Origin of the sequence: Nocardia shimofusensis NBRC 100134 (genome assembly GCF_001613125.1) — a bacterium.
In the GTDB taxonomy this organism is placed as follows: domain Bacteria; phylum Actinomycetota; class Actinomycetes; order Mycobacteriales; family Mycobacteriaceae; genus Nocardia; species Nocardia shimofusensis.
Genome location: NZ_BDBT01000003.1, coordinates 1 through 23,973, shown reverse-complemented (window position 1 = coordinate 23,973; position 23,973 = coordinate 1). Strand labels below are relative to the sequence as shown.

Genomic DNA, 23,973 nt, shown 5'->3' with positions numbered 1-23,973 from the left:
AGGTAGCCTGGCTCGCCACCCGGCGCTGGTCGGCCCCGGGCTCGATGGTGCCGACAGTCGGCGTGGTGGTGCCGGGAGCGGGAATGGTGGGCGCGGTGGATTCGGGGACAGGCAGGACTACCTCCGGGCGTCGCGTTCGATGATGCGTCGGGATAACGTACACCGTACGGACTTTGTTCCCGGCGGGGTATACGGGGCGATCGTCGGCTGTGCCGGCATGGGTAGCGTTGCGGCACGGCGCCATGCCGCTGTTCGGAACACATGAGGAGGAACGTGGCCCAGGACGACCCCGGTGCGGCCGGGCGATTGCTCACTCTGCTGTGGCGGCACTCACTGCCCGGCAGGCCGGTCGCGCGTGGGCCCAAACCTGCGGTCAGCGTCGACGAGGTGGTCGCGGCGGCCGTCGCGCTCGCCGACCGCGAGGGGTACGAGAAGATATCCATCCGCGCCATCGCCGCGGAACTCGGCCTTCGCCCGATGAGCGTGTACACCTACGTGCCCAGCAAGGAAGCGCTGACCGTCCTCATGGTCGACGCCGTCGCCGACCGGGACCGGCCGATCGATCCCGCGGCCGATGTCCGTGCTCGGATGGCCGCGATCGCCGACGGCGTCCGCGCCGAGATCATCGCCCATCCGTGGATGCTGGAGGTGCCGCCGTGGCGGTTGGTGCTCGGCCCCGGCCGGATGCGGCGCTACGAACGGCAACTCATGGCCATCGACGGGATCGGGCTGTCCGATGTCGAGATGGACCGGGTGATCGCGGTGCTCACCGATTTCGCCACCGGCAACGCGCGGCTGGCGGTCGCCGCGACCAGGGAGACCGGGGAGGTCAGTGACGCGCAGTGGTGGGAACAGGTCGGCCCGGAGTTGGCGCGGGTGATGCCCGGCTCGGAGTTCCCGCTGGCGACCAGGGTGGGACAAGCGGTCGGCGAGATCCATCAGGCGCCCGCTGATCCGGATGGCGCCTACGCCTTCGGCCTGGCCAAGCTCATCGACGGCATTCTCGCCGACCTGCACTTATAGCCGCCGCACACCGGTAGCGGCCCCTTCGGTGAACTGCCGGGAGACACCGACAGCGGGCGACCGAGGGGGTCGCCCGCTGCCGGGGAAGACGATCTTCTGTTGTTCGATGCTGTTGTGTCAGGACGCGAGAACGTCGGAGCGAGAAATCATCGCGAAGCGGGATTCAGGGGGCGGGAGCCGATTCCGTGTCGATGACGGCCTCGAGCTCACGCAGTCGATCCATGTGTTCGTTCGCGTGATGCTGGCAGAAGAGCAACTCTCCACCGGCGGGCAGCACTGCGCGCACACGGGCGGCAGCCCCGCAACGGTCGCAACGATCGACCGCGGTCAGTGGGGTGCTAGTCAGGGTTCCTGGCATGACTCCTCCGTCCTGGCTCCCGGCACTAGTCCGTTCACCTGGTGTGGGGCTCGTGGTCACTCACCACGAGCTCGCTACCGCTACTTCCCAGCAGTGGTATGACTACTCTGTCAGACGTTCGCGCCGCGGGGTTTGTTCCCGTAGGGAATCCGGTGTGTTTTCTCTAACACGACCTGGGATTTCGCCCAGAGCGAACACACTCGGTCCCGGATCGAAACACCCTCGATCACCCCGTGATTGACGCCTGTCCAGTTGGTCTGATTGGAGACTACCCGTGCGCTGTGACACTCACACGCACGTTTCGTCATCTTCGTTGTCGGCAGCCTCCGTCGCTGTCGGTGGTGGGTCGCCGATGTCGTCCCATCGCCCCTCGGCTCAGACGGCGGGGACCGCCGCCTCGGGTCGCCGGGGGAGTCGTCGCAGTGGGCAGTGCTCGCTGCGCCCGCAGGCGTAGGTGGCGCTCGCGGCCGCGAGCGTGAGCGCTGCCGTGGCCGCGCCGACCGCCGGGTGGAGTTCCTGGGCCAGGATGACCGAGGACATGGCCAGGACGAACCAGCCGAAGCCCTTGCGCAGTGCCTCCGGATCGACCACGGCGGTCAGCCGGCCGCCGATCAGACTGCCGACCACGGCCGCGCCGGTGACCATCGCCGCGAGGCGCCAGTCGATCTGCACGGCGGACAGGTACCCGCCGAGGCCGGCGATGGACTTCATGGCGATGACGATGAGCGAGGTGCCGACGGCCACCGGCATGGGCAGTCCGCCGAGCAGCGCCAGGGCGGGCACCACGAGGAATCCACCGCCCGCGCCGACCAGGCCGGTCACCAAGCCGACGACGGCGCCGTCGAGCACGATCTTGCCCACCGGCATGGCGTGCGGCGCCTCGGCGGACCCGGTCGTGTTCTTGCGGCCGCGCAGCATGGCGATGGCGGTGGCGATCATCATCGCGGCGAAGGCGAGCAGCAGGATGCTGCCGGGGATGAACCGCGAGAGCAGGCCACCCGCGTAGGCGCCCGCCATCCCGGCGAAACCGAACAGGATGCCGGTGCGCCATTGGACGCGACCTGCCCGTGCGTGGGAGATCGCGCCGACCGCGCTGGTCACGCCCACGACGAGCAATGAGGTGGCGATGGCCTCTTTGGCGTCCATTCCCGCGACGTAGGCGAGCAACGGGACGGTCAGGATGGACCCTCCGCCGCCGAGCAGGCCGAGCGTGATGCCGACCAGGACCGCCAGTGCGACTGTCAGCGCGATCACGATCAGCTCCTGTCGGTGACGGCCGCCAGGCCGTGTTCGACGGGGTGGCCCGCGCGCAACCACGCGGCGGTTCCGCCGGCGACCGAGACGGCAGCGCGGCCCGCGGATTCGAGAATCCGCGCTCCCTGCTTGCTGCGATTGCCGCTGGCGCAGACGACGTACACGATCTCGCCGGGTGGCACGTCCGCCAGGCGGTCGGGCAACTGACCGAGCGGAATCCACGTGGTCCCCGGCACATGCGCCTGGGCGTACTCGTAGTCCTCGCGTACGTCCAGCACGGTGGCGCCGGATTCCCAGGCGCGGGCGAAGTTCACGGTGTCGATTTCCTTCATGGCAGAACTCCTCGGTGGGGGGGTGACGGAACGTCCGGGGAATACCTAGGGGGGTATTTGACATACCCTAGGGGGTATATGGCATTCTGTCCACATCCCCGGAAACACATCCGGCCCGCTCACGGAGGAACGCATGATTCTCGAGCAGTACTACATCGAGTGCCTGTCGCACGCGTCGTACCTGATCGGTGACGAGAGCACCGGCCGGGCAGTGGTGGTCGATCCTCGCCGGGATGTCACCGAGTACCTCGACGACGCGGCCAAGCACGGCCTGACCATCGAAGGCGTCATCAACACGCACTTCCACGCGGACTTCGTCTCCGGCCACCTGGAGTTGCTCGAGGCGACCGGGGCATGGATCGGCTTCGGCGAAGCCGCCGAGGCGGACTACCCGATCCGTCGCCTCCGCGACGGCGAACACCTGTCCCTCGGCGAGGTGGATCTCGAGATCTTGTCCACTCCGGGGCACACCTGGGAATCGATCTCGGTGCTGGTGCGCGAGCACCCGGGCGCGACCCCGGCCGCAGTGCTCACCGGCGACTCGCTGTTCATCGGCGACGTCGGCCGGCCCGATCTGGTCAACATCGGCGACTCGTCCACCGAGGACCTCGCGCGGGCGATGTACCACACGGTGCACCAGAAGTTGCTGGCTCTGCCCGACCCGGTGGTCGTCATGCCTGCCCACGGCGCGGGTTCCTCGTGCGGCAAGAATCTGTCGGCCGAGCTGACCTCGACGATCGGGGAGCAGCGGATGACCAATCCGGCGGTGCAGCCGATGACCGAGCAACAGTTCGTGGCGTTGGTCACCGAAGGCCAGCCCGCCGCCCCCGCGTACTTCTCCGTCGACGCCGGGTTGAACAAGACCGTCCACCCGCTGCTCGACCAGGCCCGCACCATCCCGGAGATCTCCCCGGCACAGGTGCGCACCGAGCTCGTGGCGGGCACCCGGGTGCTCGACGCGCGCAGCGTGGACGACTTCGCCGCCGGGCACCTGCGCGGCTCGGTCAATGTCGGGTTCGACGGCCGATTCGCCGAGACCGGCGGCATGGTCGCCGAGGTGGGTGAGCGAATCGTGCTGATCACCTATCCCGGTGAGGAACAGGACGCGGCGATGCGGCTGGCGCGCATCGGTTCCGACAACGCGATCGGGTATCTGAATGTCGACCACGACGGGATGTTCCCGGCCGAGCTGACCGACCTGGTCGAGCCCGCGCCGCGCACTTCCATCGAGCAACTCGACGAGTTGCTGGCCGCGGACGCGGTGACGCTGGTCGACATCCGCAATCCCGGCGAACGCGAGTTCGGCGTCATTCCGGGTGCTGTGCCGATCCCCTTGGCGCAGCTGCGGACTCGCCTCGAGCATGTGCCCACCGGCAAGCCGATCGTCGTGCATTGCGCGGGTGGATGGCGCTCGAGCGTGGCGGCCTCGCTGCTGCGGGCCCAGGGTTTCGAGAACGTCTCCGACCTGCTCGGCGGCTACAACGCCTGGGCGGAGGCGCACGTCCCCGCGTAACCGAGCCCCACAGCGGGCAGCTGAGCAAGAAAGCCGCCGCGGGCGCCGACCCGCGGCTGGACCTATCGTCGTCACCCGATTAGAGGAGAATCCCATGTGTTATCCCGTCGCATGCCCGAAGTGCGGAAAGACCGGCTGGGGCGGCTGCGGACAGCACGTCGACGCCGTCATGCGTTCCGTGCCCGCCGCGCAGCGGTGCAGCTGCGAACAGAAGGCCGCCCCCTCCCGGGGCCAGGCCACGACGCTGCGTTCGCTCTTCCGCTGACCGCGTTCGGCGCCGACGCCCGTCTGCGCGTACGTAGGCGGGCGCTCGGTGATTCCCCGGTTCTTCGGCCGACCGGAGCTACGCTCGGTGCCATGGCGAACGACAACGCACCGATGTCCCGGGCGCCTCGCACCCGGACCGGAGACCCGCAGAACGTTCCCCGCCCGGTCGAGGGCGAAGCCGACCTGGTGACGGTCGAGACCACCTGGGGGGAGCTGCAACCGCTGCAGTGCGCCGCCGGGGTTCCCACGGTCGGAGAATTGGAGGTCATCGAGCTGGTCCGCGCAGGCGCCCGGTTGGTCGACACCCGAGTCCCCGACTCGCGCGGCGGCGTGAGCCTGCCCGGGGCGCTCAACGTCCCACACGGCGAGATCGTCGAGCGCCGCGGCGAACTGGACCCGGCGGGCACGACCGTGGTGTTCTGCAACGGCCCCCAGTGCCCGCAGTCGCCGACGGCCATCCGGGAGCTGATCGAGGCAGGCCACCCCGCCGCCGCGCTCGCGTATTACCGTGGCGGCCTGCACGACTGGATCACCCTGGGCCTGCCGGTCGAACACGTCGACTGACGCTGCGTCGCTGCCCGACACTTCGCTGCCCGGCACTTCGCCGCCACGGACCGCCGGTCGGACCGGCCCGCCGGATCGAAAGGGGGAGACCGTGCCTCGCAGCGTTCTCGTCGTCGACGACGAACCGCACATCCGCCGCGTTCTGCGTGGCTATCTCGAGGCCGACGGCTACCGCGTCGCCGAAGCAGCGACAGGCTCGCACGCGGTAGCGCTCGCGCGGTCCTTTCGCCCCGACCTGGTGCTGCTCGACATCCGGCTGCCCGACTTCGACGGGCTCGAGGTGCTGCGCCGGATCCGCGGATTCTCCGACGTCTACGTCGTGCTGGTGACCGCTCGCTCCGAGGAGGCCGACAAGCTGGTGGGACTGGCGGCGGGCGCCGACGACTACATCACCAAACCGTTCGCGCCGCGCGAGGTCGCCGCTCGCGTTCGCGCCGTGCTGCGCCGCGCCCGGGACACCGGCCTTGCGACCTCGCGGGTGGCGGCCTCCGGCCTGACTGTCGACCCCGACACCAGAGAGGTGACGGTCGACGGTACGCCGGTGCAACTGTCGGCTCTCGAGTTCGACCTGCTCCTGGCGCTGGCCCGGGCGCCGGGCCGGGTGTACTCACGCCGGCAACTGCTCGAAAAGGTGTGGGGCGGCGACTTCTTCGGTGACGAACGGGTCGTGGACGTGCACATCCGCAGCATCCGCCGGACGCTGGGCGACGACGCCGGCGCGCCGCGCTTCATCGGCACCGTCCGCGGTGTCGGCTACAAATTCGTGGCTCCGGCCGGAGCGGACCGATGAATCCGGGATGGCGCCGATACCCGATCCCGAGTCTGACGACGCGGCTGTTCCTCTCCCATCTCCTGGTCGCCGTGGTGGCAATCCTGGTCACCTTCGCCGTCGTCCGGGCCGCGGCACCGGTGTTGTTCGAAGAACGCGCCGCCGGGCCGTATGGCGGTCGCAACCGTGGGAACGGGTTCGCCCCCTTGCGCGAGGTGGTCGCCGAGGCCGTGACGACGGCATTGCTGCTCGGGGTGCTCGCCGGAGTCGTCGCGGCCACCGCACTGGGCCTGTTGTCGTCGTGGCGACTCCTGCGATCGCTGCGGTCGCTGCGGTCGGGGACCCGCGCGATCGCCACCGGCGACTACCGGCACCGCATACCCGTGCCACCGGAGGCCGAACTCGCCGCGCTCGCCGCCGACATCAATGATCTGGCCATCCGCCTCGGCGACACCGAAGCCAGGCGAGTGCGGCTGCTGTCGGAGGTCGCCCACGAGATGCGCACCCCGTTGACGGTGATCGACGGCTACGCCGAAGGCGTCCTCGACGGCGTCTTCCCGACCTCCGAACTGGTCAGGATCGACACCGAAGTGGGCAGATTGCGCAGGCTCGCCGACGACCTGTCCACCCTGTCACGGGCGGAGGAGGGCCGGCTGGATCTGCTCGTGACCGACGTCGATCTGGGCGCGCTCGCCACACAGGTGGCGGCCAGGCTGCGCCCGCAGTTCGACGACGCCGGGCTGAGCGTGTCGGTGCGGCCGCCGCCCCGGCCGATCGTGGTGTGGGCCGATGCCGACCGAATCACACAGGTGCTGACCAATCTGCTCGGCAACGCCCTCGCCGCGACCGAGACCGGCGGCGTACAAGTGGATCTGACCTCGACCAGGGACGCGGCCGTCGTCACCGTCACCGACACCGGCGAGGGGCTGGATTCGGACGAGGTGGAGCGGATCTTCGAGCGCTTCTATCGAGTTCCCTCCCGGCGCCGTGGCGAGCACGATCTCGGCTCCGGCATCGGCCTGACCATCAGCCGCGACATCGCGCGCGCTCACGGCGGCGAGTTGTCGGCCGACTCGCCCGGTCGCGGCCGGGGAGCGCGCTTCACCCTGCGACTGCCGTTGCCAGGCGAGTAGCCGACGATCGAGTCCCTGCGCTGTGGCGCGGGACGGGCATCCAGGATGCCGGAGGCTATGCGGGGTGGTGCGCTCCTCGGCCGGACTTGTGCGGCTCGCCGTGGCCGCCGTCCTGCCCAGGACCGTTGCCCTGCCCCATCCCTCGGCCGTGCCCGCCGCTCGGCAGCTCCCCGTTCGCGGCCGCCTCGAAGGCGCGCAGATGGTGTTCGGAGCCGGTGCGCAGCTTCCCGTACACGCTGTCGATCGCCTCCTCGTCACTCGCTTCCGTCGCGGCGGTCAGATCGGCGATATCGGCGGTCTCGAGTTCGGCTCCGACCGCGTACGCCTCCTCGACGGAGTTCAGGCCGCGTGCGAGCCATCTGTCGTAATCGCCTTGGACCTCCGGCACGGTGTACGTTCCGGCAGGCGACCCGGCCGAGGGGTCCTCGATCCCATACCGCGCGAGCAGCGCGCCGACGGCCTCGTAGTGGCGCTGTTCGCTCGCGGAGACGCGCTCGAAGACTCTCGCCCCCCATTGCTGCGCGAACCGGTGGTACAGATCGTGCGCCATCCGCTCCTCCTCCCGCATCGTCCGCAGATCGGACAGTTCCCGCGCGGACAGAACTCCCGCGGCGCCCTCGTCCGACTGCTGCGTCGGCACGAGGTCCTGCGCCACCGCGACAGCCGTGACGACTCCCGCGACACCGAGCGTCGCTCCCGCCGCGAGCGCGGCCGTCTTCTTCCGCCAGCTGATCATGTCACCGGCACCACCTTTCTCTCCCCACCGAGTCAAGACGTGACCGGTGAAGAGCCCCCAGGCTCCTGTGTGAAGCTTGTGTGATGCTCCCGGTGGCTCCGGGCGCCCGTACCCCCGGCCCGATGGGAGACGAATCCGTGCGCGCGGACACCCAGCTGCTCGTTCACCTCTGCACCCGCGACGACTGGTCGGCCGCGTCGCATGCGGGGCAGTACCGGCCACCGTCGCTCGCCGAGTCGGGGTTCGTGCATCTGTCGTCCCCGGCGCAGGTCCACCTGCCTGCGAACCGTCTGTTCCGCGGCCGCCGCGACCTGATCCTGCTGCACGTCGACGCCCGCCGCGTCGGAGCCCCGATCCGCTGGGAGCCCGGCGTGCCCGGCGATCCCGACGGGATGCTCTTCCCACACCTCTACGGCCCGCTGCCACTGGAAGCGGTGACCGCCGTGACGGACTTCGGTCCCGGTCCCGACGGGGTGTTCGCCGCGCTCGCCGAGGACGATCCCGGCCGCCGCTGAGGCAGCGGCGGCCGGCCGGACAGCGCGGTATGCGTGACGATCGCCGCGGCGATGCTCAGGATTTGCCGCGCCGCCGGATGTCGTCGGTCGTCGGCCAATACTGCGTCCCGGATGTCTGGGCGGCGGCGACCGGTTGGGGCGCGGACTTCCCCCGGTTCGGCCGGCTCTGGTTGGGCTCCTGCCGCCGCGGCGCGGGCTCGGGCGCCGCCGGCGCGACGGGCTCCGGCGTCCGATGCGCGGGCGGCAGACGATATCCCGCGGGCGGCGCCGCAGCCGCGGGCGCGGCAGCCGGGCGCGAGGATGTCACCGCACGGGATTCCGGAACGGCCGACGGTCGGGCGTGCTGGCCCGCACGGACGACGGGCAGCGGACCGGTGGCGAAATCGTCCGCGGCGGGACGCACCTGAACCGGTTCCAGTGGCGGCAGGTCGACGGCCCGCTCGATCGAGGTCAGGCTCACCGTGATGAGCAGGAGCATGGTGACGATGCTGATCCCGACGATCAACGGCACCAGCAACTGCATCGCGCCCGCGCCTTCGGGCGGGCCGTGCCGGTGTCCGGACTGCGCCTCTAGGCTCGCCATCCCGGTGTAATGCATACCGGAGGTGGCCAGCGCCATGATCGCCGCCGCGCCGACTGTGCTCAGCAGTCCCTCCACGCGCACCGCGAACCACAGCGCGCCGCCGGCCGCCGCGATCGCGATCAGCACCGACAGCACCACCAGCAACGGCTGGTACTCGATCGCCGCGTCGGTTCGCAGCGCGGCCATCCCCACGTAATGCATGGCGGCGATGCCGATTCCGGTCACCGCGCCGCCACCGGCCACCATCGCCACCGACGGTCGCGGGCGCACCACCAGGAACAGCCCGAGTCCGCTGAGTGTGATCGCGCACACCGCGCTGAGCAAGGTGAGCGGCACGTCGTAGCGGACCTCGGCTCCCTGGATCGAGAAGCCGAGCATGGCGATGAAGTGCATGACCCAGATTCCTGCCCCGCCGATCGACAGTGCGGACAGGGTGAGCCAGATCGGTCTGCTGGTGCCCGAGCGCGCCCGCATGGCGCACTGCAGTCCCAGCAACGACCCGGTGAAGGACATGACGTAGGCCAGCAGGGGTGTCAACCAGCCGTAACTGAAGTGGTGAATGTCGAGCACGTGTAAAACCCCAGAGCCGGGCCGAGACCCCCGGCGATGACGAATGATTGCGACAGACTGTACGTCAGGCGAGCGTGGACCGGACAGCGAAAGTGTGGCAACAACAAGTGGTCTCGATCACGTTTTGAGCGGGTGCTCGGCGGTTTCGGCGCGTGGGTTCGCCCGGTCGGCACCGGCCGCCGCGCGTAGCGCCGGGAAGAGTCGGGCGAACCAGGGAAGAGATGACGCCCGGCGGTGGTGACCGCCGGGCGCCGTAGCGTTGCCGAGAACTTGTCCCGAGTGCTAGTCCAAGTAGTCCCGCAGCACCTGGGAGCGGCTGGGGTGCCGCAGCTTGCTCATCGTCTTGGATTCGATCTGCCGGATGCGCTCGCGGGTCACGCCGTAGACCTGACCGATCTCGTCCAGGGTCCGCGGCTGGCCGTCGGTGAGGCCGAAACGCAGCCGCACCACGCCCGCCTCACGCTCGGACAGCGTCTCGAGCACCGACTGCAGCTGATCCTGCAGCAGGGTGAAGCTCACCGCGTCGACCGCGACGACGGCCTCGGAGTCCTCGATGAAATCGCCGAGCTGGCTGTCGCCCTCGTCACCGATGGTCTGATCCAGCGAGATGGGCTCGCGCGCGTACTGCTGGATCTCGAGGACCTTCTCCGGGGTGATGTCCATTTCCTTGGCCAGCTCCTCCGGAGTCGGCTCACGGCCGAGGTCCTGGAGCAACTCGCGCTGGATGCGACCGAGCTTGTTGATGACCTCGACCATGTGCACCGGGATACGGATGGTGCGGGCCTGGTCGGCCATCGCGCGGGTGATCGCCTGGCGGATCCACCAGGTGGCGTACGTCGAGAACTTGTAGCCCTTGGTGTAGTCGAACTTCTCGACCGCGCGGATCAGACCGAGGTTGCCTTCCTGGATGAGGTCCAGGAACGCCATGCCGCGACCGGTGTAGCGCTTGGCCAGCGAGACGACCAGTCGCAGGTTGGCCTCGAGCAGGTGGTTCTTGGCGCGGTTGCCGTCGCGCACGATCCAGTTGAAGTCGCGGCGCATCGCGACCGGCAGCTTCTCGCCGGTCTCGGCGAACTCGCGCATCTTCTCCGCCGCGTAGAGGCCTGCCTCGATGCGCTTGGCGAGTTCGACCTCCTCCTCGGCGTTGAGCAGCGCGACCTTGCCGATTTGCTTGAGGTAGGCGCGCACCGAGTCCGCCGAGGCGGTGAGCTCGGCGTCCTTGCGGGCCTGGCGCAGGGCCTCGGATTCCTCCTCGTCCCAGACGAAGTCGCCGGAGGCCTTGTCGGCGGGGGTGGGCTCGTCGGCTTCTTCCTCGGCCGCCTCCTCGGTGGCCTCGACCAATTCGCCGTCCTCGGCGAGGTCGGTCTCGTCCACCTCGATGTCGTCGAGATCGGCGAGGTCGATGGCTTCGTCGTCGATCGGCTCGTCGGCGCCGGGCTCACCGTCGGCACCGGCCTTCTTGGTGGTGGCCTTCTTCGCAGGCGCCTTCTTGGCAGCGGCCTTCCCCGCGTTCGCGGCCTTCTTGGCGGGCGCCTTCTTGGCAGCGGCCTTCTTGGCCGGTGCCTTCTTGGCGGCAGCCTTGCGGACCGGCCGAGCTGCGGTGGATTCTTCGGAGTCGGCGTCGGCCGAACCGGCGGTCTGACGGGTCGTGGCTACCACGTACGCCCTTTCGTGACGGTCTCGTGCGGCGTCACGCCAGAGTTGTGTTCCGGCGGAGCGGTCTGTCGGGTTTCACCGGCGGAGGGCCGGTCGGGCTCCGGCTCTCCGCCGGGCATGTTCCATTGTAACTATCCGACCAGGGTACTCATGGCACGATGCCGCGTTCCCGCGCGCCGGTCCTCGCCGGAGCGGTGTTGTGCGCGCAGGTCACGGCACCAGGTGTGTCTCCACGGCCATCGCCGCGCCCACGATTCCCGCGGTGTTGCGCAGGCGCGCCGCGACCACCGGAGTCCGGTTGGTGAGCAAGGGAATCCACCGGTCGGCGTCGCGGCTGATGCCGCCGCCCGCGACGATCACGTTCGGCCAGAACAGATCCTCGAGGCCGGAGAGCACGGTGGAGACCTCGGTGGCCCACTGTTCGTAGCCGAGTCCGCGCCGGTCCTTCACCGAGGCGGCGGCCCGATGCTCGGCCTCCATGCCGCCGATCTCGAGATGACCCAGCTCCGAGTTGGGCACCAGGGTGCCGTTGTAGAGCAGGGCCGAGCCGATGCCCGTGCCGAAGGTGAGCAGCAGGACCAGACCGCTGTATTCCGCCGCCGCGCCGTAACGGTCCTCGGCGAGCCCGGCTGCGTCGGCGTCGTTGAGCACGGTCACCTCGCGCCCGCCGAGCGCGGTGGAGAACAGTGTCCGCGCGTCCGTGCCGATCCAGCTCTTGTCGATGTTGGCGGCGGTGCGGGTGACGCCGCCGAGAACCACCGCGGGCATGGTGATCCCCACCGGTCCGTCCCAGCCCGCCTCGGCCACGAGCCGGGCGGTGGTGTCCGCGACGGCGTCAGGGGTCGCCGGGCGTGGCGTGGCGATCTTGATCCGTTCGTGGACCAGCTCGCCGGTGGCCAAGTCGACCGCAGCGCCCTTCACGCCGCTGCCGCCGATATCGATACCGAATGCGTGCCCCCGAGCGGACATGACAACCCCTCGTTCTGCGTAGCCGACTCCTGTGATGACAGGCGATTATGTCCGATCGGGCCGCCGGATGTCCTACCGCACGGGCAATGCGTGCCTCGGCGGCGCCCGGCAGCGGTCCGCGCGCCGCCTCGCGGCCGGGATCTGTGGTAGCGATGGAGGCGTGCCGCACTCGACAAGATCAGCAACCCACGCCGTCGCCGAATCTCCCGAGACCGTGGCGGACCTGCGCCGCACCGCGGTCGAACTCGCCGAACGCGCCGCCGCGCATGTCCGTGCTCGCCGCCCGGAGGTGTTCGGCCCGGGAACCGGCGAGGGATCGGACTCGGTCCGGACCAAGTCGCACGCGACCGATCCGGTGACCGTGGTCGACACCGAGTCCGAGGAGCTGATCCGCGAACTGCTCGCCGCGCAGCGCCCCGGCGAGGCGATCCTCGGCGAGGAAGGCGGCGGCAGCAGCCTCGGCGCCGACGACGCGGTCGCCTGGGTGGTCGACCCCATCGACGGGACGGTGAACTTCCTCTACGGCGTGCCCGGCTACGCCGTCTCGGTCGCGGCCATGCGCGGCGGTCGCTCGGTGGCGGGCGCGGTGGTCGACGTAGCGCACGGGGTGACCTACAGCGCCGGTCTGGGCGCGGGCGCGACCGCGGCATCCACCGACGGTGCGGTCGAACACTTGACCTGCTCACCGGCCGCCGAGCTGGATCTCGCGCTGGTCGCGACCGGCTTCGCCTATGGGCGCGGCAGACGGACCCGCCAGGCCGAGATCATCGGCCGGGTACTACCGGAGATCCGCGACATCCGCAGGTTCGGCGCGGCCGCGCTCGATCTGTGCCACGTGGCCGCCGGTCGCGTGGACGCCTACTTCGAGCACGGGCTCAATCCGTGGGACTGGGGTGCGGGCGCCCTGATCGCCGCCGAGGCGGGCGCACTGCTCACTCTGCCGCCCGCCTCGCACACCGGTGCACAGGGCGATCTGGTGGTCGCCGCGGCCCCGGGTATCGCCGACGACCTCGCGGCACTGTTGGCGGCGGCGGGCGCGACGGAGCCGATCCCGGACGAGTAGACCGAACGGCCCCGGACAGACGCCGAGGCCGCGCTCCGATCGGAGCGCGGCCTCGCGGGCAGGGGCGCTTGGTCAGCAGTGCGCGGTGCGGGCGGCCGCCAGCAGGTCGATGTCGATCTTCGGGCTGTCGCCCGGGGCCGGGTTCTTGAGCGAGCGCAACACCTCTTCGGCGTCGTTGTTGGGCTGCACGTCCCGGAACAGCGAGCCGAGCACCAGGTCGACGGTGTCGTCCTCGCGCTGATCCTCGATCAGTTCCGCACACGGCGCGACCAGCTGCACCGAGGCGGCGGCCGGCCTGCCGTTCACTCCGAAGCGGATCTGGCCGGTGCATTCCAGGTCGCCGTTGGTGTAGATCGGATCGTTACCGTATTGAGTGTCCGGGGTACTCGCGAAGCCCAGATCGCCGAGGCGGGAGGCCACGTGCGCGGCTTGGCCGCGCTGATTGTTGGCATTGAGCACGCGCACCCTGGACTGGGCGAGCGCCGCGGGTTCGACGTCCTGCAGCCGTGACGCGCCGACCCGCTGCCCCAGCGCGGGCGCGGCTTCCGCGCCCGGCTCGGTGGCCGGGCTCGGCGAGTTGCACGCCATCGCCGTGGTGTCGGTGTTCTCGGTGGTCAGCGCCTTGATCCAGACGATCGAGCAGATCAGTGCGAGGACGCCGAGCATGATGAGCCACGCGCGCGGGCGACGCCGAGGATAGAGGCGACCCTGAGGATCGGTCGCGCTGCCTTCGGTGATCAGTGAAACCACCAGCACACTCTACGAAAAGTGTGACCGGAGGCGGCGGTTGGTCTCGATGCGTCGCCGACTCGGTGTCGATTCCCGATCGGTTTCGCCAACGGTGAGTTTTGATTGCGACTTTTGTCTACGGGTCCGCTATTGTCTGGCGGCCCAGATCGAAACATCGGCGGACAATTCGGTGGTCGGTCGCGGGAACAAGTAGGGCATGTCCTGCGTTTACCGAGCGCAATCGGGTAAGGGTCCGCCGGATCCGTCCTGATGCGCGAGGCGGAGCACTTGTGATGTGCACCACCGGCGGGGCGGTGCGGGTTCACGTTCGGTTCCGGGTAGGAATCGCCGCGTGGGCGCTGCCGGTCCGGGATATACGGAGTAAGGACGAGGGGAAGACGACATGGCAACCGACTATGACGCACCGAGGCGTACCGAGTCCGACGATGTGTCGGAGGATTCGCTGGAGGAGCTGAAGGCTCGTCGCAACGAGGCACAGTCCGCCGTCGTGGATATCGACGAATCCGATACCGCGGAGTCGTTCGAGCTTCCCGGCGCAGACCTGTCCGAGGAAGTTCTTTCGGTCCGAGTGGTTCCCAAACAGGCCGACGAGTTCACCTGTTCCAGCTGCTTCCTGGTGCATCACCGCAGCAGGCTGGCCAGCGAGGCGGGCGGTCAGCTGATCTGCATGGATTGCGCCGCCTGATCGCCGGCGTCATCGCCGGTCCGGCCGGCCTCCGGCCAGGGCCGAGCGGGAGATTCTCATCCCGCGCTCGGTAGTCCGAGCGCGGCCAGAACCTGTTCTGGTTCACGTGTACTGACGAGCCAGTAGGGCGTCGGATCGTCCGGATCGTCGAGGACGAGCAGCACCATCGGCCCCACCCAGGGGCGGTGCTGGACATAGGCGGCCGGGTCGAGTTGACGGCCCAGCGCCGCGCTCTTCGCGCTGGGCGCCACGATCGCGGCGCGCGCGACGAAGTTCACCGGCAGGTGGGCCCGACCCACGTGCAGTTCCGGCGTTCCCGACGCATCCGGGTTCACCTGCACCTTGTGCCTGCTCAACCACACGAGCACCCACACCGGCACCGGGAACAGCAACACGTAGGGCAGCCAGCCGTAGGAACCGCCCGTGGCCATCTGGATCTCGGCGGCCAGCAGCGCGGTGACACCGAAGCCGATCGGCCACCACCACCAGGGCACCCAGAGGCGCTCTCGGTAGGCGGTCACGGTGCTGTCGCGAGGCTCGGTCGACGACGGGTTGGGCTGGTCCGACACATTTCCACAGTAAGTCACCGTCACCGCTGCGCGCCGCCCAGGTGCGCGTAGGCTCGTCCGATGTGAGCGCACTTTCAGCGATACCGCTGCGGCGACTGGATCCGGGTATCCCGGTACCTTCCCGCGCCCATCCCGGTGATGCCGGGGTGGATCTGTGCACCACCCAGGACGTCGTGCTGGCGCCGGGGGAGCGTGCGCTGGTGGGCACCGGCATCGCCGTGGCCCTGCCGGTCGGCACCGTGGGGCTGATCCATCCGCGTTCCGGGCTGGCCGCCAAGACCGGCCTGTCGGTGGTGAACACTCCGGGCACCGTCGACGCCGGCTATCGCGGGGAGATCAAGGTCTGCCTGATCAATCACGATCCCCGCGAGCCGATCGAGCTGCGCCGGGGCGACCGGATCGCGCAGTTGCTCGTCCAGCGCGTGGAACTGGTGGATTTCGTCGAGGTCGACGAGCTCGACGACACGACACGTGGCGCCGGTGGTTACGGCTCCAGCGGTGGACATGCGAGCTTGACGCCGGGCGCGCAGCACATGGCGCGCGCCGGTCAGGAGGGGTGACATGGGACTTTTCGGTAAGAAGAAGCGTGACAGCGACAGATACGGCGACGTCGAGTACGGCGACGACGAGTACAGCGACGACGCATACGGCGACGACGGGTACACCGACGACGGGTACGACGACTACGAGTCCGGCTACGCGGAGGACTACGAGGACGTGGGCTACGACGCCGGGTACGACGGCGCCCCCGCCGCGGCCGGACCGGGCGAACAGCGCACCGGCCCCTATGACTACGACGATGTCGCCGAACTGCTCGAGAACGTCACCGATCAGCGCCTCGATCTCGGCTCGGTGATCCTGCCGGTCCCGCCCGGTGGTCAGCTGCAGGTGGAGATGACCCCCGATGGCGCGCCGCAAGCGGTGCACCTGGCCACCGAGCACGGACGGATCACCGTCGCGGCCTACGCGGCGCCGAAGTCGCCCGGCCAGTGGCGCACAGTGGCCGCCGACCTGGCCGAATCACTGCGCAAGGACGGCGCGCGGGTCTCGGTGGAGACCGGCCCGTGGGGCCGGGAACTGCACGCCGAGACCGCGACCGCGGACCTGCGGTTCATCGGCGTCGACGGCTACCGCTGGATGGTGCGCTTGGTCGCGGCGGGCCCGTCGGGCGCCGCGGCGGAAGGTCTGCCGCTGGTCGCCGCCGCGCGCGCGATCATGGCCGAGACCGTGGTGCGCCGTGGGACCGATCCGCTGCCCGTGCGCGATCCCTTGCCGGTGGTGCTGCCCGCGCAGCTGGCCGAGCAGCTCGCCGCCGCCCATCAGGCGCAGGTACAGGCGCAACAGCAGCAGGCCGCCCCGCAGCAGCCGCAGCCGGTGCCGACTCCGCAGCCGGTGCCGCAGGAGCCCCGGCGCGGAACCGGCGGCTCGGCCATGCAGCAGCTCGGGCTGAACTGACTGTCGGCACTTCCGAACCCGCTCCGGCCCCGGGAGGCATCGGAGCGGGTTTTTCGATGGGAGCGGGTCGGAGATCGGGGGCGAAGTCAGCCGACCGGTGCCGCCTCGGACGCGACCGGCGCGGCGATCGGCGGCAGCACCCGTGACAGGGCAGCGAATCCACGGTGCCCGAGCACGGACGGATCGGCGCCCAGCTCGTCGAGGGTGAGACAGTCCAGGGTCGCGCCGGGGATCAACGCCGCCCAGCGCTCGCCGACCGCGAGCGGGTGGACCGGATCGTCGGTCGTGGCGATCACCGCGACCGGCACGTTCAGCGCCGCGAGCCGCTCGGCATCGGGCCACGCATAGGCCGCGGCCTCCTCGAGCGCCCCGGGCAGCCACGGCCACTGCGAACGCCACGACTGGGTCAGCGCCGCGCCCAGCCAGCCCGGGCTGCCGGCCCGCATCTGCTCGATCACTGCCTCGAGCCCGTCGGCCCGCAGGCGCGCAGCGGTATACGCGGCGGACAGCGCGGCCGGACATCCGGTCGTGTCGGGTCCGGTCCAGGCGGGCAGCGCCGCCACCACCCCGGCCACCGCCGCAGCGGAGGCAGCCCGTTCCGATCTGGCGGCAGCCCATTCCACGGCTACCGCCGCGCCCAGGGAGATCCCGGCGACCAGCACCGGACCGTCCTCGGCGGCTTCGTCCAGCGCCGCGCGGTAACCGGCCACCACGTCCCGGGGATCGGGTTCCACAGCGCGAAATCGCAGACCGCGCTCGGCGGCCGCGGATCCGAACGCGCGCCGGGCGAAATCGGCATCGGAGCCGGTCCCGGGCAGCGCGACCACGCGCGCGGGCACGCACTGCCGCGGGATCGCCGGGTGTGGTGAGTCGAACATCGGGTCGAGCGTAGCGGGGGTGCTGCCGGGGCTCTACAGTGGCGGGTGTACGACCGAGAGCAGGAGTGCTTGCCATGCCATCCGCAGCCTCGAGTTACTTCCGACGTCTGAGCCGGCGGTTGACCGAGGACATCGATCAACTCGACGCAGAAGAACTCGCCGAGACAGCCGACGCGTCGGGCGCGTGCCGGGTGGCGGACTGCCGTCGCGGTGAGGAAGTCACCATGCTCGGGCGGCTCCGCAGTGTGGAAGCGTGTTCCAAGTCGGCGGGCGCCAGTGTGCAGGCCGAGTTCTTCGACGGCACCGACGCGATCGCCTTGGTCTGGATCGGCCGCCGCCGGATTCCCGGCATCGAGCCGGGACGCCGTCTGCTGGTACGCGGCCGTATCGGCGAACGCGACGGACGCAAGGTGATCTTCAACCCCTACTACGAATTGCGCGGGAACAGCTGACACGTATGCCATCCAGCCACGACAACGGCGCCGACTTCGGCTCGCCGGCCGACGCACCGGTACGAGCCACCGCACCCGAGCAGCAGACGTCCCCCCACACCGAGGCCGCCGAGGTGCCGCGCACCGAGCAGACTCTGCTCGAGCAGATGGGCGGTTTCAGCGGCCTGATCTACTCGACGGTCCCGGTCGTGGTCTTCGTCCCGGTCAACAGTTTCTTCGGGCTCACCGCCGCGCTCTGGGCGGCGCTCGGCGCGGCCGCCGCGATTCTGATCTGGCGGCTGATCCGCCGCAGCCCGATCCAACCCGCCATCTCCGGTTTCGTCGGCGTCGGCATCTGCGCGTTCATCGCCTGGCGGATGGGTGAGGCCAAGGGCTACTTCCTGTTCGGCATCTACACCAGCCTGGTCTACGCGGCCGGGTTCGTGCTGTCCATCCTGGTGCGCAGACCGCTGGTCGGGGTGATCTGGGGTGCGCTCAACGGCCACGGCTCGGTGTGGCGCTCCGACCGTCGCCTGGTGCGTCTCTACGATGTCGCGACCGCCATCTGGGCGCTGGTGTTCGGCGCCAGGTACCTGGTGCAGTCCGAACTCTACGACTCCGACCAGACGGGCTGGCTGGCCGCCGCCCGGATCGGCATGGGCTGGCCGCTGACGGCGGTCGCGTTCGGCGTCACCATCTGGGCGGTGCGCCGGGCAGGCCATCTGCCGGTGCACTCCGGCGCGTAGCCCCAGCCGCGGCCTATCGAATCTCGCGTTGCCGCAGCGGCTTCGATGGGCGGGGGTGCGCGAAGACACCCGCAGAGGTGGGCAGGTACCCACCCTGGGGTATCTGGTCGCCGGGTCCTGTTCGACGGACGATCGTTATCGACACGAAAAACGTGAACGATCTCCCGAGATTGGACCGCACCGATGGCAATCGAGAAGCAGACCCGCACCAGGAACCGCACCCACGCCCCCGCGGGGCCCGCACTCACCGAGAGCCGCCGGGTGGCCGCCGAGGTGGAGAAGCTGATCGGCCCGGCCGCCGCCGGTGATCAGCGCGCGATCTCCGACATCCTGCGCGCGATCCACCCGCTGGTGCGTCGTTACTGCGGCGCCAAGCTGGGCAACACCGCGCATCTGCAGGTCACCGCCGACGATGTGGTGCAGGAGGTGCTGATGGCGACGGTCAAGGCGATGCCGCGCTACCAGGACCAGGGCAAGTCCTTCCTGGCGTTCGTCTACGGCATCGCCGCCAACAAGGTCGCCGACGCCTTCCGTCGCTCGCAGGTGCACCCGACCTACCCGGTGGCCGAAGTGCCCGACACCCCGACCACCGAGGCGGGCCCGGAGGAGTGGGCGCTGGCCCTGGAGCGCCGCGCCGCCACCAGGGAACTGATGAAGGTGCTCGCGCCCGCCCATCGGGAGGTGCTGGTCATGCGCATCGTGCTCGGCTGGTCGGCCGCTCAGACAGCCGAGGCCATCGGCACCAGCCCCGGTGTCGTCCGGGTCATGCAGCACCGCGCGCTCAACAAGCTGCGCGCGCAGTTCGAGACCGCCGCATGACGGGAACCGACCGGGCAGCAGACGTATCGGGGTGTTACGGCCTGATGCCGTGGTCGGCCAGCGCCACGCGCAGATCCTCCTCGGCCTCCACCGAGGTCACGAACAACAACTCGTCCTCGCCCTCGAACGGGTCGTCGGCCTGCGGCACGATGACCCGGCCGCCGCGCAGGATCGTCACCAGCGCGGCGTCGCGCGGCAAGGTGAGCGCCCGTACCGGCTTGCCCGCGAGCGCGGTGTCGCTGGGCAGAGTGATCTCCACCAGGTTGGCCTGACCCTGGCGCAGCGTCATCAGGCGCACCAGATCGCCCACCGAGACCGCTTCCTCCACCAGCGAGGCGAGCAGCCGTGGGGTCGACACGGCCACGTCCACGCCCCACGCCGAATCGAACAGCCACTCGTTGCGCGGATCGTTGACCCGCGCCACCACCCGGCGTACGCCGAACTCGGTCTTGGCCAGCAGGCTGTGCACCAGATTCACCTTGTCGTCGCCGGTCGCCGCGATGACCACCTCGTAGGTCTCCAGCTCGGCGTCCTCGAGCAGCGCGAGTTCGCAGGCGTCGGCGTGCACCCACACCGCGTCCGGGATGGCCTGGTGGTCGATGTGGTCGAGTTGGCGTTCCAGCAGCATCACCCGATGCCCGCCGCGCAACAGTTCCCTGGCGATCGAACGCCCGACAGCGCCCGCGCCCGCGATGGCCACCTTCATGATCAGTCCTCTTTCACAGGGGGCTCGCCCGCCACCGCGACGGCCTCGCCGACCTGGCCGGAGGGCACCGCCACATACACGATGTCATCGGCCTGCACGATGGTCTTGCTCTCGGGCAGCAGCGCCTGCCCGAATCTCAGCACGAACGACACCCGGCCGCGGACCGCCCGCTCCAGATCCTGCACGGTGCGGCCGAACCAGTCCTCGTGCAGTGCGAGCTGGGTGACCGCGACCGTGCCGGTGGGTTCGCGCCAGGTGGTGGTGCCGGTGTCGCCGATGATCGTGCGCAGGAACCGGTCGGTGGTCCACGGCACGGTGGCGATGGTGGGGATGCCGAGGCGTTCGTAGACGGCCGCGCGCTTGGCGTCGTAGATACGGGCCACGACCCGCTCGACACCGAAGGTCTCCCGCGCGACCCGCGCGGAGATGATGTTGGAGTTGTCACCGGAGGAGACCGCCGCGAAGGCGTCCGCGCGCCCGAGTCCCGCCCGGGTCAGCACGTCGCGATCGAAGCCGACGCCGACCACGCGCTGACCGGCGAAATCCTCGCCGAGCCGCAGGAAGGCGCTGGAGTCCCGGTCGATGACGGTGACCTCGTGTCCGACCCGCACCAGGGCACGCGCCAGTGCCGAGCCGACCCGCCCGCACCCCATGACAACTACGAACACCGCACAACCCTCGTTCCTGCTGACATCACCGCCGCCGCACGCGCCCTGCCCACCCGGGGGGACGGTCCGTGGGACCGGGCGAGCGGCGGTGCGCTCACAACCTACCCGCCCGGTTGCCCGAGGGCCGGTTTCCCCACCGTGAACAGCGCCAAACCCGGTCTGCGGCGCGTTCGCCGACCCCCGGCGCGCACAAGCGTCCGGGGATCTATGCTCGCTCCGGTGTCCAAGTTGACGACAGCAGCCAAGCGCATGCTGCTGGGCAGGCCCTTTCGCAGCGACTCGCTGGGGAACACTTTGCTGCCGAAGCGCATCGCGCTGCCGGTCTTCGCCTCCGACGCGTTGTCCTCGGTGGCATACGCGCCCGAGGAGATCCTCCTCATGCTGTCCGTCGCTGGCGTGTCGGCCTATCTCTACGCGCCCTGGGTGGGCCTGGCGGTCGCGTTCGTGATGGCGATCGTGGTCGCCAGCTATCGGCAGAATGTGCACGCCTACCCCTCCGGCGGCGGCGACTACGAGGTGGCGACCACCAATATCGGCCCGACCGCGGGACTCACGGTGGGCAGCGCGCTGCTGGTCGACTACGTGCTCACCGTGGCGGTGTCCATCTCGTCGGCGGCCGCCAACATCGGCTCGGCGATCCCGTTCGTCAACACCCACAAGGTGCTGTTCGCGGTGGTGGCCATCGCGATCCTGACCGCGCTCAATCTGCGCGGCGTACGCGAATCCGGCACCATGTTCGCGATTCCCACCTACGCCTTCATGTTCGGCATGTTCCTGATGCTCGGCTGGGGGCTGATCCAGACCTACGTGCTCGGCGAACCGCTGCGTGCCGAGTCCGCCGGGTTCGGGTTGGATGCCGAGGAGGAGCATCTCTACGGGATGGCTTTCGTGTTCCTGATCGCACGCTCGTTCTCCTCCGGCTGCGCCGCGCTCACCGGTGTCGAGGCGATCAGCAACGGCGTTCCCGCCTTCCGCAAACCGAAGTCCCGCAATGCCGCGACCACGCTGCTGCTGCTGGGGGTCCTCGCGATAACACTGCTGATGGGCATGCTGATACTGGCGCAGAAGATCGGCGTGGTCTACGCCCACGACGTCGACCATCTGACCGGAGCGCCCGAGGACTACCACCAGAAGACGCTCATCGCCCAGCTCGCCGGCACGGTGTTCGACGGCTTCCCCATCGGATTCTTCTTCGTCACCATCGTCACCGCGCTCATCCTGGTGCTGGCCGCCAACACCGCGTTCAACGGCTTCCCGGTGCTCGGCTCGATTCTCGCCCAGGACCGCTATCTGCCGCGCCAGTTGCACACCCGCGGCGACCGGCTCGCGTTCAGCAACGGCATCCTGTTCCTCTCCGGCGCGGCGATCGCCTTCGTGGTCGCCTTCGGCGCCGAGGTGACCAAGTTGATCCAGCTCTACATCGTCGGGGTGTTCGTCTCGTTCGTGTTGAGCCAGACGGGCATGCTCCGCCACTGGACGCGACACCTGCGCACCGAGACCGATCCGTCGCATCGCGCCCGGATGAAGCGTTCGCGGGTGGTCAACGCCGTCGGCCTGACCGCCACCGGCGCGGTGCTGATCATCGTGCTGGTGACGAAGTTCTTCGCCGGCGCCTGGATCGCGATCCTGCTGATGGTCGTGGTCTTCGTGGTGATGAAGATGATCCGGCGCCACTACGACGCGGTCGCCAAGGAACTCGACGAATACGAATGGGACCCCGTGCTGCCCAGCCGGTCGCACGCGATCGTGCTGGTCTCCAAGTTGCACCTGCCGACCCGGCGGGCGCTGGTCTACGCGCGCGCCGCCCGCCCCGACATGCTGGAGGCGATCACCGTCAACGTCGACGACGAGGACACCAGGGCGCTGGTGCGTGAATGGGAGCGCAGCGAGGTCACGGTGCCGCTCAAGGTGATCGAGTCGCCGTATCGCGAGGTCACCAAGCCGGTGCTCGATTACGTCAAGCGGGTTCGCCGCGATTCCCCACGCACCGTGGTGACGGTCTTCATCCCCGAATACGTGGTGGGGCGCTGGTGGGAGCAGGTGCTGCACAACCAGAGCGCGCTGCGGCTCAAGGGCAGGCTGCTGTTCGAGCCGGGCGTCATGGTGACCAGCGTGCCGTGGCAGCTCAGTTCGTCTGCCTCCGCCAAACAGCCAGGGATGATCAATGCGCCGGGATCGGTCCGGCGCGGCTACGGGGATCAGCGGCAAGGCAGGGATCAACAGTGAAGTGGGCAACGGCGGCGACCCGGGGGAGGGCAGTTGTCCAGGGAACGGCGGGGACGACACGAACGGTAGTGATCAGGTGAGCGACTGGCTGGGCGAGACCTTCGAGATCCGGCTCGGACCGCCCGGACACGGCGGGTTCTGCGTCGGCAGGCACGAGGGCCGGGTGGTCTTCGTCCGGCACGGACTGCCGGGGGAGTCGGTGCTCGCTCGGGTCACCGAGGACGCAGGCGGCGGGTTCTGTCGTGCGGACGCGATCGAGATCCTGGAGGCCTCCGCCGACCGGGTGCCCAGCACGTGCCCGGTCTCCGGCCCCGGCGGCGCGGGCTGTTGCGACTTCGCGTACGCCACTCCCGCGGCGCAGCGCGCACTGAAGGCCTCGGTCGTCGGTGAGCTGCTGCGCCGTATCGGCGGACTCGATCGCGAGGTGACCGTGGAGCCGATCTCGGAGCGCTTCGCCGAGGCCACCGGTGGCTGGCGCACACGGGTGCGACTGCCCGTCGACGCGTCCGGCCGGGCCGGCATCCACCGCTACCGCAGCGATGCGGTGATCCCCGATCTGCGTTGCCCGCAACCGGTGCCGGGCATGCTGACAGGCATCGCCGAACAGCAGTGGACACCGGGGGCGGATCTGGTCGTCGCGCTCGACGGCGACGGTCTGCGCCACATCGTCGAACTCGCTCCCGCCGCACCGCCGCACCGCGGACGGTCCGGCCGAGGCGGCGGGCGCCGCGGCCC

The 23,973-nt window shown here is 69.8% G+C and carries 28 protein-coding genes; 16 read left to right on the top strand and 12 right to left on the bottom strand.

Annotation, left to right across the window (positions count from 1 at the left end):
• The first annotated feature begins 273 nt into the window (after positions 1 to 273).
• Positions 274 to 1,023 carry a TetR/AcrR family transcriptional regulator C-terminal domain-containing protein gene (locus NS3_RS03860; RefSeq protein WP_245649456.1) on the top strand — a complete coding sequence of 250 codons (750 nt, stop codon included), beginning with the start codon at positions 274 to 276 and terminating at the stop codon, positions 1,021 to 1,023.
• Positions 1,024 to 1,186: 163 nt separating this feature from the next.
• On the opposite strand, the gene NS3_RS29905 is transcribed toward NS3_RS03860, so the two are convergent.
• From NS3_RS29905 to NS3_RS03845, 3 genes are all read right to left on the bottom strand, one after another.
• Positions 1,187 to 1,381 carry a DUF7455 domain-containing protein gene (locus NS3_RS29905; RefSeq protein WP_040797248.1) on the bottom strand — a complete coding sequence of 65 codons (195 nt, stop codon included), beginning with the start codon at positions 1,379 to 1,381 and terminating at the stop codon, positions 1,187 to 1,189.
• Positions 1,382 to 1,756: 375 nt separating this feature from the next.
• Complete coding sequence (locus NS3_RS03850) at positions 1,757 to 2,635, bottom strand: sulfite exporter TauE/SafE family protein (protein ID WP_067853670.1); 879 nt, start codon at positions 2,633 to 2,635, stop codon at positions 1,757 to 1,759.
• A 2-nt stretch (positions 2,636 to 2,637) separates the two neighbouring features.
• The gene (locus tag NS3_RS03845; protein WP_067853667.1) at positions 2,638 to 2,967 is read right to left on the bottom strand and encodes a rhodanese-like domain-containing protein; all 330 of its coding nucleotides are present in this window, start codon (positions 2,965 to 2,967) and stop codon (positions 2,638 to 2,640) included.
• Positions 2,968 to 3,100: 133 nt separating this feature from the next.
• Here NS3_RS03845 and NS3_RS03840 point away from each other — a divergent pair, with 133 nt between their 5' ends.
• From NS3_RS03840 to NS3_RS03825, 5 genes are all read left to right on the top strand, one after another.
• Positions 3,101 to 4,480 carry an MBL fold metallo-hydrolase gene (locus NS3_RS03840; protein ID WP_067853663.1) on the top strand — a complete coding sequence of 460 codons (1,380 nt, stop codon included), beginning with the start codon at positions 3,101 to 3,103 and terminating at the stop codon, positions 4,478 to 4,480.
• A 94-nt stretch (positions 4,481 to 4,574) separates the two neighbouring features.
• Complete coding sequence (locus NS3_RS29405; RefSeq protein ID WP_169811591.1) at positions 4,575 to 4,745, top strand: DUF8730 family Cys-rich protein; 171 nt, start codon at positions 4,575 to 4,577, stop codon at positions 4,743 to 4,745.
• A gap of 92 nt (positions 4,746 to 4,837) precedes the next feature.
• The gene (locus NS3_RS03835) at positions 4,838 to 5,311 is read left to right on the top strand and encodes a rhodanese-like domain-containing protein (protein WP_067853660.1); all 474 of its coding nucleotides are present in this window, start codon (positions 4,838 to 4,840) and stop codon (positions 5,309 to 5,311) included.
• Positions 5,312 to 5,402: 91 nt separating this feature from the next.
• A complete protein-coding gene (locus tag NS3_RS03830; RefSeq protein ID WP_067853658.1) occupies positions 5,403 to 6,101 on the top strand; it encodes a response regulator transcription factor in 699 nt (232 codons plus the stop codon).
• Positions 6,098 to 7,213 carry a sensor histidine kinase gene (locus NS3_RS03825; protein ID WP_067853655.1) on the top strand — a complete coding sequence of 372 codons (1,116 nt, stop codon included), beginning with the start codon at positions 6,098 to 6,100 and terminating at the stop codon, positions 7,211 to 7,213. The genes NS3_RS03830 and NS3_RS03825 overlap by 4 nt, the downstream gene beginning before the upstream one ends.
• A gap of 55 nt (positions 7,214 to 7,268) precedes the next feature.
• On the opposite strand, the gene NS3_RS03820 is transcribed toward NS3_RS03825, so the two are convergent.
• On the bottom strand, positions 7,269 to 7,949 hold the full coding sequence (locus NS3_RS03820; protein ID WP_067853652.1) for a DUF2202 domain-containing protein: 681 nt from the start codon (positions 7,947 to 7,949) through the stop codon (positions 7,269 to 7,271).
• Positions 7,950 to 8,071: 122 nt separating this feature from the next.
• Here NS3_RS03820 and NS3_RS03815 point away from each other — a divergent pair, with 122 nt between their 5' ends.
• Positions 8,072 to 8,464: a DUF952 domain-containing protein gene (locus NS3_RS03815; protein ID WP_067854468.1), complete on the top strand. Its 393-nt coding sequence runs from the start codon at positions 8,072 to 8,074 to the stop codon at positions 8,462 to 8,464.
• Positions 8,465 to 8,519: 55 nt separating this feature from the next.
• Here the strand turns inward: NS3_RS03815 and NS3_RS03810 are convergent, their stop codons facing one another.
• From NS3_RS03810 to ppgK, 3 genes are all read right to left on the bottom strand, one after another.
• Complete coding sequence (locus NS3_RS03810) at positions 8,520 to 9,617, bottom strand: MHYT domain-containing protein (protein WP_067853649.1); 1,098 nt, start codon at positions 9,615 to 9,617, stop codon at positions 8,520 to 8,522.
• Between the two features lie 282 nt (positions 9,618 to 9,899).
• A complete protein-coding gene (locus NS3_RS03805) occupies positions 9,900 to 11,276 on the bottom strand; it encodes an RNA polymerase sigma factor (protein ID WP_067853646.1) in 1,377 nt (458 codons plus the stop codon).
• Between the two features lie 207 nt (positions 11,277 to 11,483).
• Positions 11,484 to 12,242, bottom strand: a complete 759-nt coding sequence (ppgK, locus tag NS3_RS03800) for a polyphosphate--glucose phosphotransferase (RefSeq protein ID WP_067853643.1) — start codon at positions 12,240 to 12,242, stop codon at positions 11,484 to 11,486.
• A gap of 160 nt (positions 12,243 to 12,402) precedes the next feature.
• Between ppgK and NS3_RS03795 the strand changes: the two genes are divergently transcribed.
• Positions 12,403 to 13,305, top strand: coding sequence for an inositol monophosphatase family protein (locus NS3_RS03795; protein WP_281204749.1), 903 nt, complete (start codon positions 12,403 to 12,405; stop codon positions 13,303 to 13,305).
• 72 nt (positions 13,306 to 13,377) lie between these two features.
• Here the strand turns inward: NS3_RS03795 and cei are convergent, their stop codons facing one another.
• Positions 13,378 to 14,055: an envelope integrity protein Cei gene (gene cei / locus NS3_RS03790; protein ID WP_067854461.1), complete on the bottom strand. Its 678-nt coding sequence runs from the start codon at positions 14,053 to 14,055 to the stop codon at positions 13,378 to 13,380.
• A gap of 382 nt (positions 14,056 to 14,437) precedes the next feature.
• Between cei and NS3_RS03785 the strand changes: the two genes are divergently transcribed.
• Complete coding sequence (locus NS3_RS03785) at positions 14,438 to 14,740, top strand: DUF4193 domain-containing protein (RefSeq protein WP_040797238.1); 303 nt, start codon at positions 14,438 to 14,440, stop codon at positions 14,738 to 14,740.
• Between the two features lie 56 nt (positions 14,741 to 14,796).
• On the opposite strand, the gene NS3_RS03780 is transcribed toward NS3_RS03785, so the two are convergent.
• Positions 14,797 to 15,309 (bottom strand): DUF3093 domain-containing protein, encoded by a 513-nt coding sequence (locus NS3_RS03780; protein ID WP_169811590.1) that lies wholly within the window; start codon positions 15,307 to 15,309, stop codon positions 14,797 to 14,799.
• Between the two features lie 62 nt (positions 15,310 to 15,371).
• On the opposite strand from NS3_RS03780, the gene dut reads away from it, so the two are divergent.
• A complete protein-coding gene (dut, locus tag NS3_RS03775) occupies positions 15,372 to 15,869 on the top strand; it encodes a dUTP diphosphatase (protein WP_067853640.1) in 498 nt (165 codons plus the stop codon).
• Between the two features lies 1 nt (position 15,870).
• On the top strand, positions 15,871 to 16,764 hold the full coding sequence (locus NS3_RS03770) for a DUF3710 domain-containing protein (protein ID WP_067853637.1): 894 nt from the start codon (positions 15,871 to 15,873) through the stop codon (positions 16,762 to 16,764).
• 86 nt (positions 16,765 to 16,850) lie between these two features.
• On the opposite strand, the gene NS3_RS03765 is transcribed toward NS3_RS03770, so the two are convergent.
• On the bottom strand, positions 16,851 to 17,642 hold the full coding sequence (locus tag NS3_RS03765; protein WP_067853634.1) for an alpha/beta fold hydrolase: 792 nt from the start codon (positions 17,640 to 17,642) through the stop codon (positions 16,851 to 16,853).
• A 74-nt stretch (positions 17,643 to 17,716) separates the two neighbouring features.
• Here NS3_RS03765 and NS3_RS03760 point away from each other — a divergent pair, with 74 nt between their 5' ends.
• The 3 genes from NS3_RS03760 to NS3_RS03750 all read left to right on the top strand — a co-directional run bounded on the left by NS3_RS03760 (position 17,717) and on the right by NS3_RS03750 (position 19,638).
• Positions 17,717 to 18,094, top strand: coding sequence for an OB-fold nucleic acid binding domain-containing protein (locus NS3_RS03760; protein ID WP_067853631.1), 378 nt, complete (start codon positions 17,717 to 17,719; stop codon positions 18,092 to 18,094).
• Positions 18,095 to 18,099: 5 nt separating this feature from the next.
• Entirely contained in the window at positions 18,100 to 18,819 is a 720-nt protein-coding gene (locus tag NS3_RS03755) for a DUF3159 domain-containing protein (protein WP_169811589.1), read from the top strand.
• A 183-nt stretch (positions 18,820 to 19,002) separates the two neighbouring features.
• Positions 19,003 to 19,638: a sigma-70 family RNA polymerase sigma factor gene (locus tag NS3_RS03750; RefSeq protein ID WP_084495017.1), complete on the top strand. Its 636-nt coding sequence runs from the start codon at positions 19,003 to 19,005 to the stop codon at positions 19,636 to 19,638.
• A 34-nt stretch (positions 19,639 to 19,672) separates the two neighbouring features.
• Here the strand turns inward: NS3_RS03750 and NS3_RS03745 are convergent, their stop codons facing one another.
• Together NS3_RS03745 and NS3_RS03740 are read right to left on the bottom strand one after the other, a co-directional pair.
• A complete protein-coding gene (locus NS3_RS03745; RefSeq protein ID WP_067853628.1) occupies positions 19,673 to 20,344 on the bottom strand; it encodes a potassium channel family protein in 672 nt (223 codons plus the stop codon).
• Positions 20,345 to 20,346: 2 nt separating this feature from the next.
• On the bottom strand, positions 20,347 to 21,012 hold the full coding sequence (locus tag NS3_RS03740) for a potassium channel family protein (protein ID WP_067853626.1): 666 nt from the start codon (positions 21,010 to 21,012) through the stop codon (positions 20,347 to 20,349).
• A 219-nt stretch (positions 21,013 to 21,231) separates the two neighbouring features.
• Here NS3_RS03740 and NS3_RS03735 point away from each other — a divergent pair, with 219 nt between their 5' ends.
• Both NS3_RS03735 and NS3_RS03730 read left to right on the top strand, forming a co-directional pair.
• Positions 21,232 to 23,238 carry an APC family permease gene (locus tag NS3_RS03735; protein WP_067854449.1) on the top strand — a complete coding sequence of 669 codons (2,007 nt, stop codon included), beginning with the start codon at positions 21,232 to 21,234 and terminating at the stop codon, positions 23,236 to 23,238.
• 76 nt (positions 23,239 to 23,314) lie between these two features.
• A partial coding sequence (locus NS3_RS03730; RefSeq protein WP_157101158.1) for a TRAM domain-containing protein occupies positions 23,315 to 23,973 on the top strand: 659 nt, incomplete at its 3' end.

What these genes read in the sequence shown, in the direction of transcription:
- NS3_RS29905 (WP_040797248.1), bottom strand. Translation starts at nt 1,381, where the DNA reads ATGCCAGGAACCCTGACTAGCACCCCACTGACCGCGGTCGATCGTTGC.
- NS3_RS03845 (WP_067853667.1), bottom strand. Translation starts at nt 2,967, where the DNA reads ATGAAGGAAATCGACACCGTGAACTTCGCCCGCGCCTGGGAATCCGGC.
- NS3_RS03840 (WP_067853663.1), top strand. Translation starts at nt 3,101, where the DNA reads ATGATTCTCGAGCAGTACTACATCGAGTGCCTGTCGCACGCGTCGTAC.
- NS3_RS29405 (WP_169811591.1), top strand. Translation starts at nt 4,575, where the DNA reads ATGTGTTATCCCGTCGCATGCCCGAAGTGCGGAAAGACCGGCTGGGGC.
- NS3_RS03835 (WP_067853660.1), top strand. Translation starts at nt 4,838, where the DNA reads ATGGCGAACGACAACGCACCGATGTCCCGGGCGCCTCGCACCCGGACC.
- NS3_RS03825 (WP_067853655.1), top strand. Translation starts at nt 6,098, where the DNA reads ATGAATCCGGGATGGCGCCGATACCCGATCCCGAGTCTGACGACGCGG.
- NS3_RS03820 (WP_067853652.1), bottom strand. Translation starts at nt 7,949, where the DNA reads ATGATCAGCTGGCGGAAGAAGACGGCCGCGCTCGCGGCGGGAGCGACG.
- NS3_RS03815 (WP_067854468.1), top strand. Translation starts at nt 8,072, where the DNA reads ATGGGAGACGAATCCGTGCGCGCGGACACCCAGCTGCTCGTTCACCTC.
- ppgK (WP_067853643.1), bottom strand. Translation starts at nt 12,242, where the DNA reads ATGTCCGCTCGGGGGCACGCATTCGGTATCGATATCGGCGGCAGCGGC.
- NS3_RS03785 (WP_040797238.1), top strand. Translation starts at nt 14,438, where the DNA reads ATGGCAACCGACTATGACGCACCGAGGCGTACCGAGTCCGACGATGTG.
- NS3_RS03770 (WP_067853637.1), top strand. Translation starts at nt 15,871, where the DNA reads ATGGGACTTTTCGGTAAGAAGAAGCGTGACAGCGACAGATACGGCGAC.
- NS3_RS03765 (WP_067853634.1), bottom strand. Translation starts at nt 17,642, where the DNA reads ATGTTCGACTCACCACACCCGGCGATCCCGCGGCAGTGCGTGCCCGCG.
- NS3_RS03760 (WP_067853631.1), top strand. Translation starts at nt 17,717, where the DNA reads ATGCCATCCGCAGCCTCGAGTTACTTCCGACGTCTGAGCCGGCGGTTG.
- NS3_RS03755 (WP_169811589.1), top strand. Translation starts at nt 18,100, where the DNA reads ATGCCATCCAGCCACGACAACGGCGCCGACTTCGGCTCGCCGGCCGAC.
- NS3_RS03750 (WP_084495017.1), top strand. Translation starts at nt 19,003, where the DNA reads ATGGCAATCGAGAAGCAGACCCGCACCAGGAACCGCACCCACGCCCCC.
- NS3_RS03745 (WP_067853628.1), bottom strand. Translation starts at nt 20,344, where the DNA reads ATGAAGGTGGCCATCGCGGGCGCGGGCGCTGTCGGGCGTTCGATCGCC.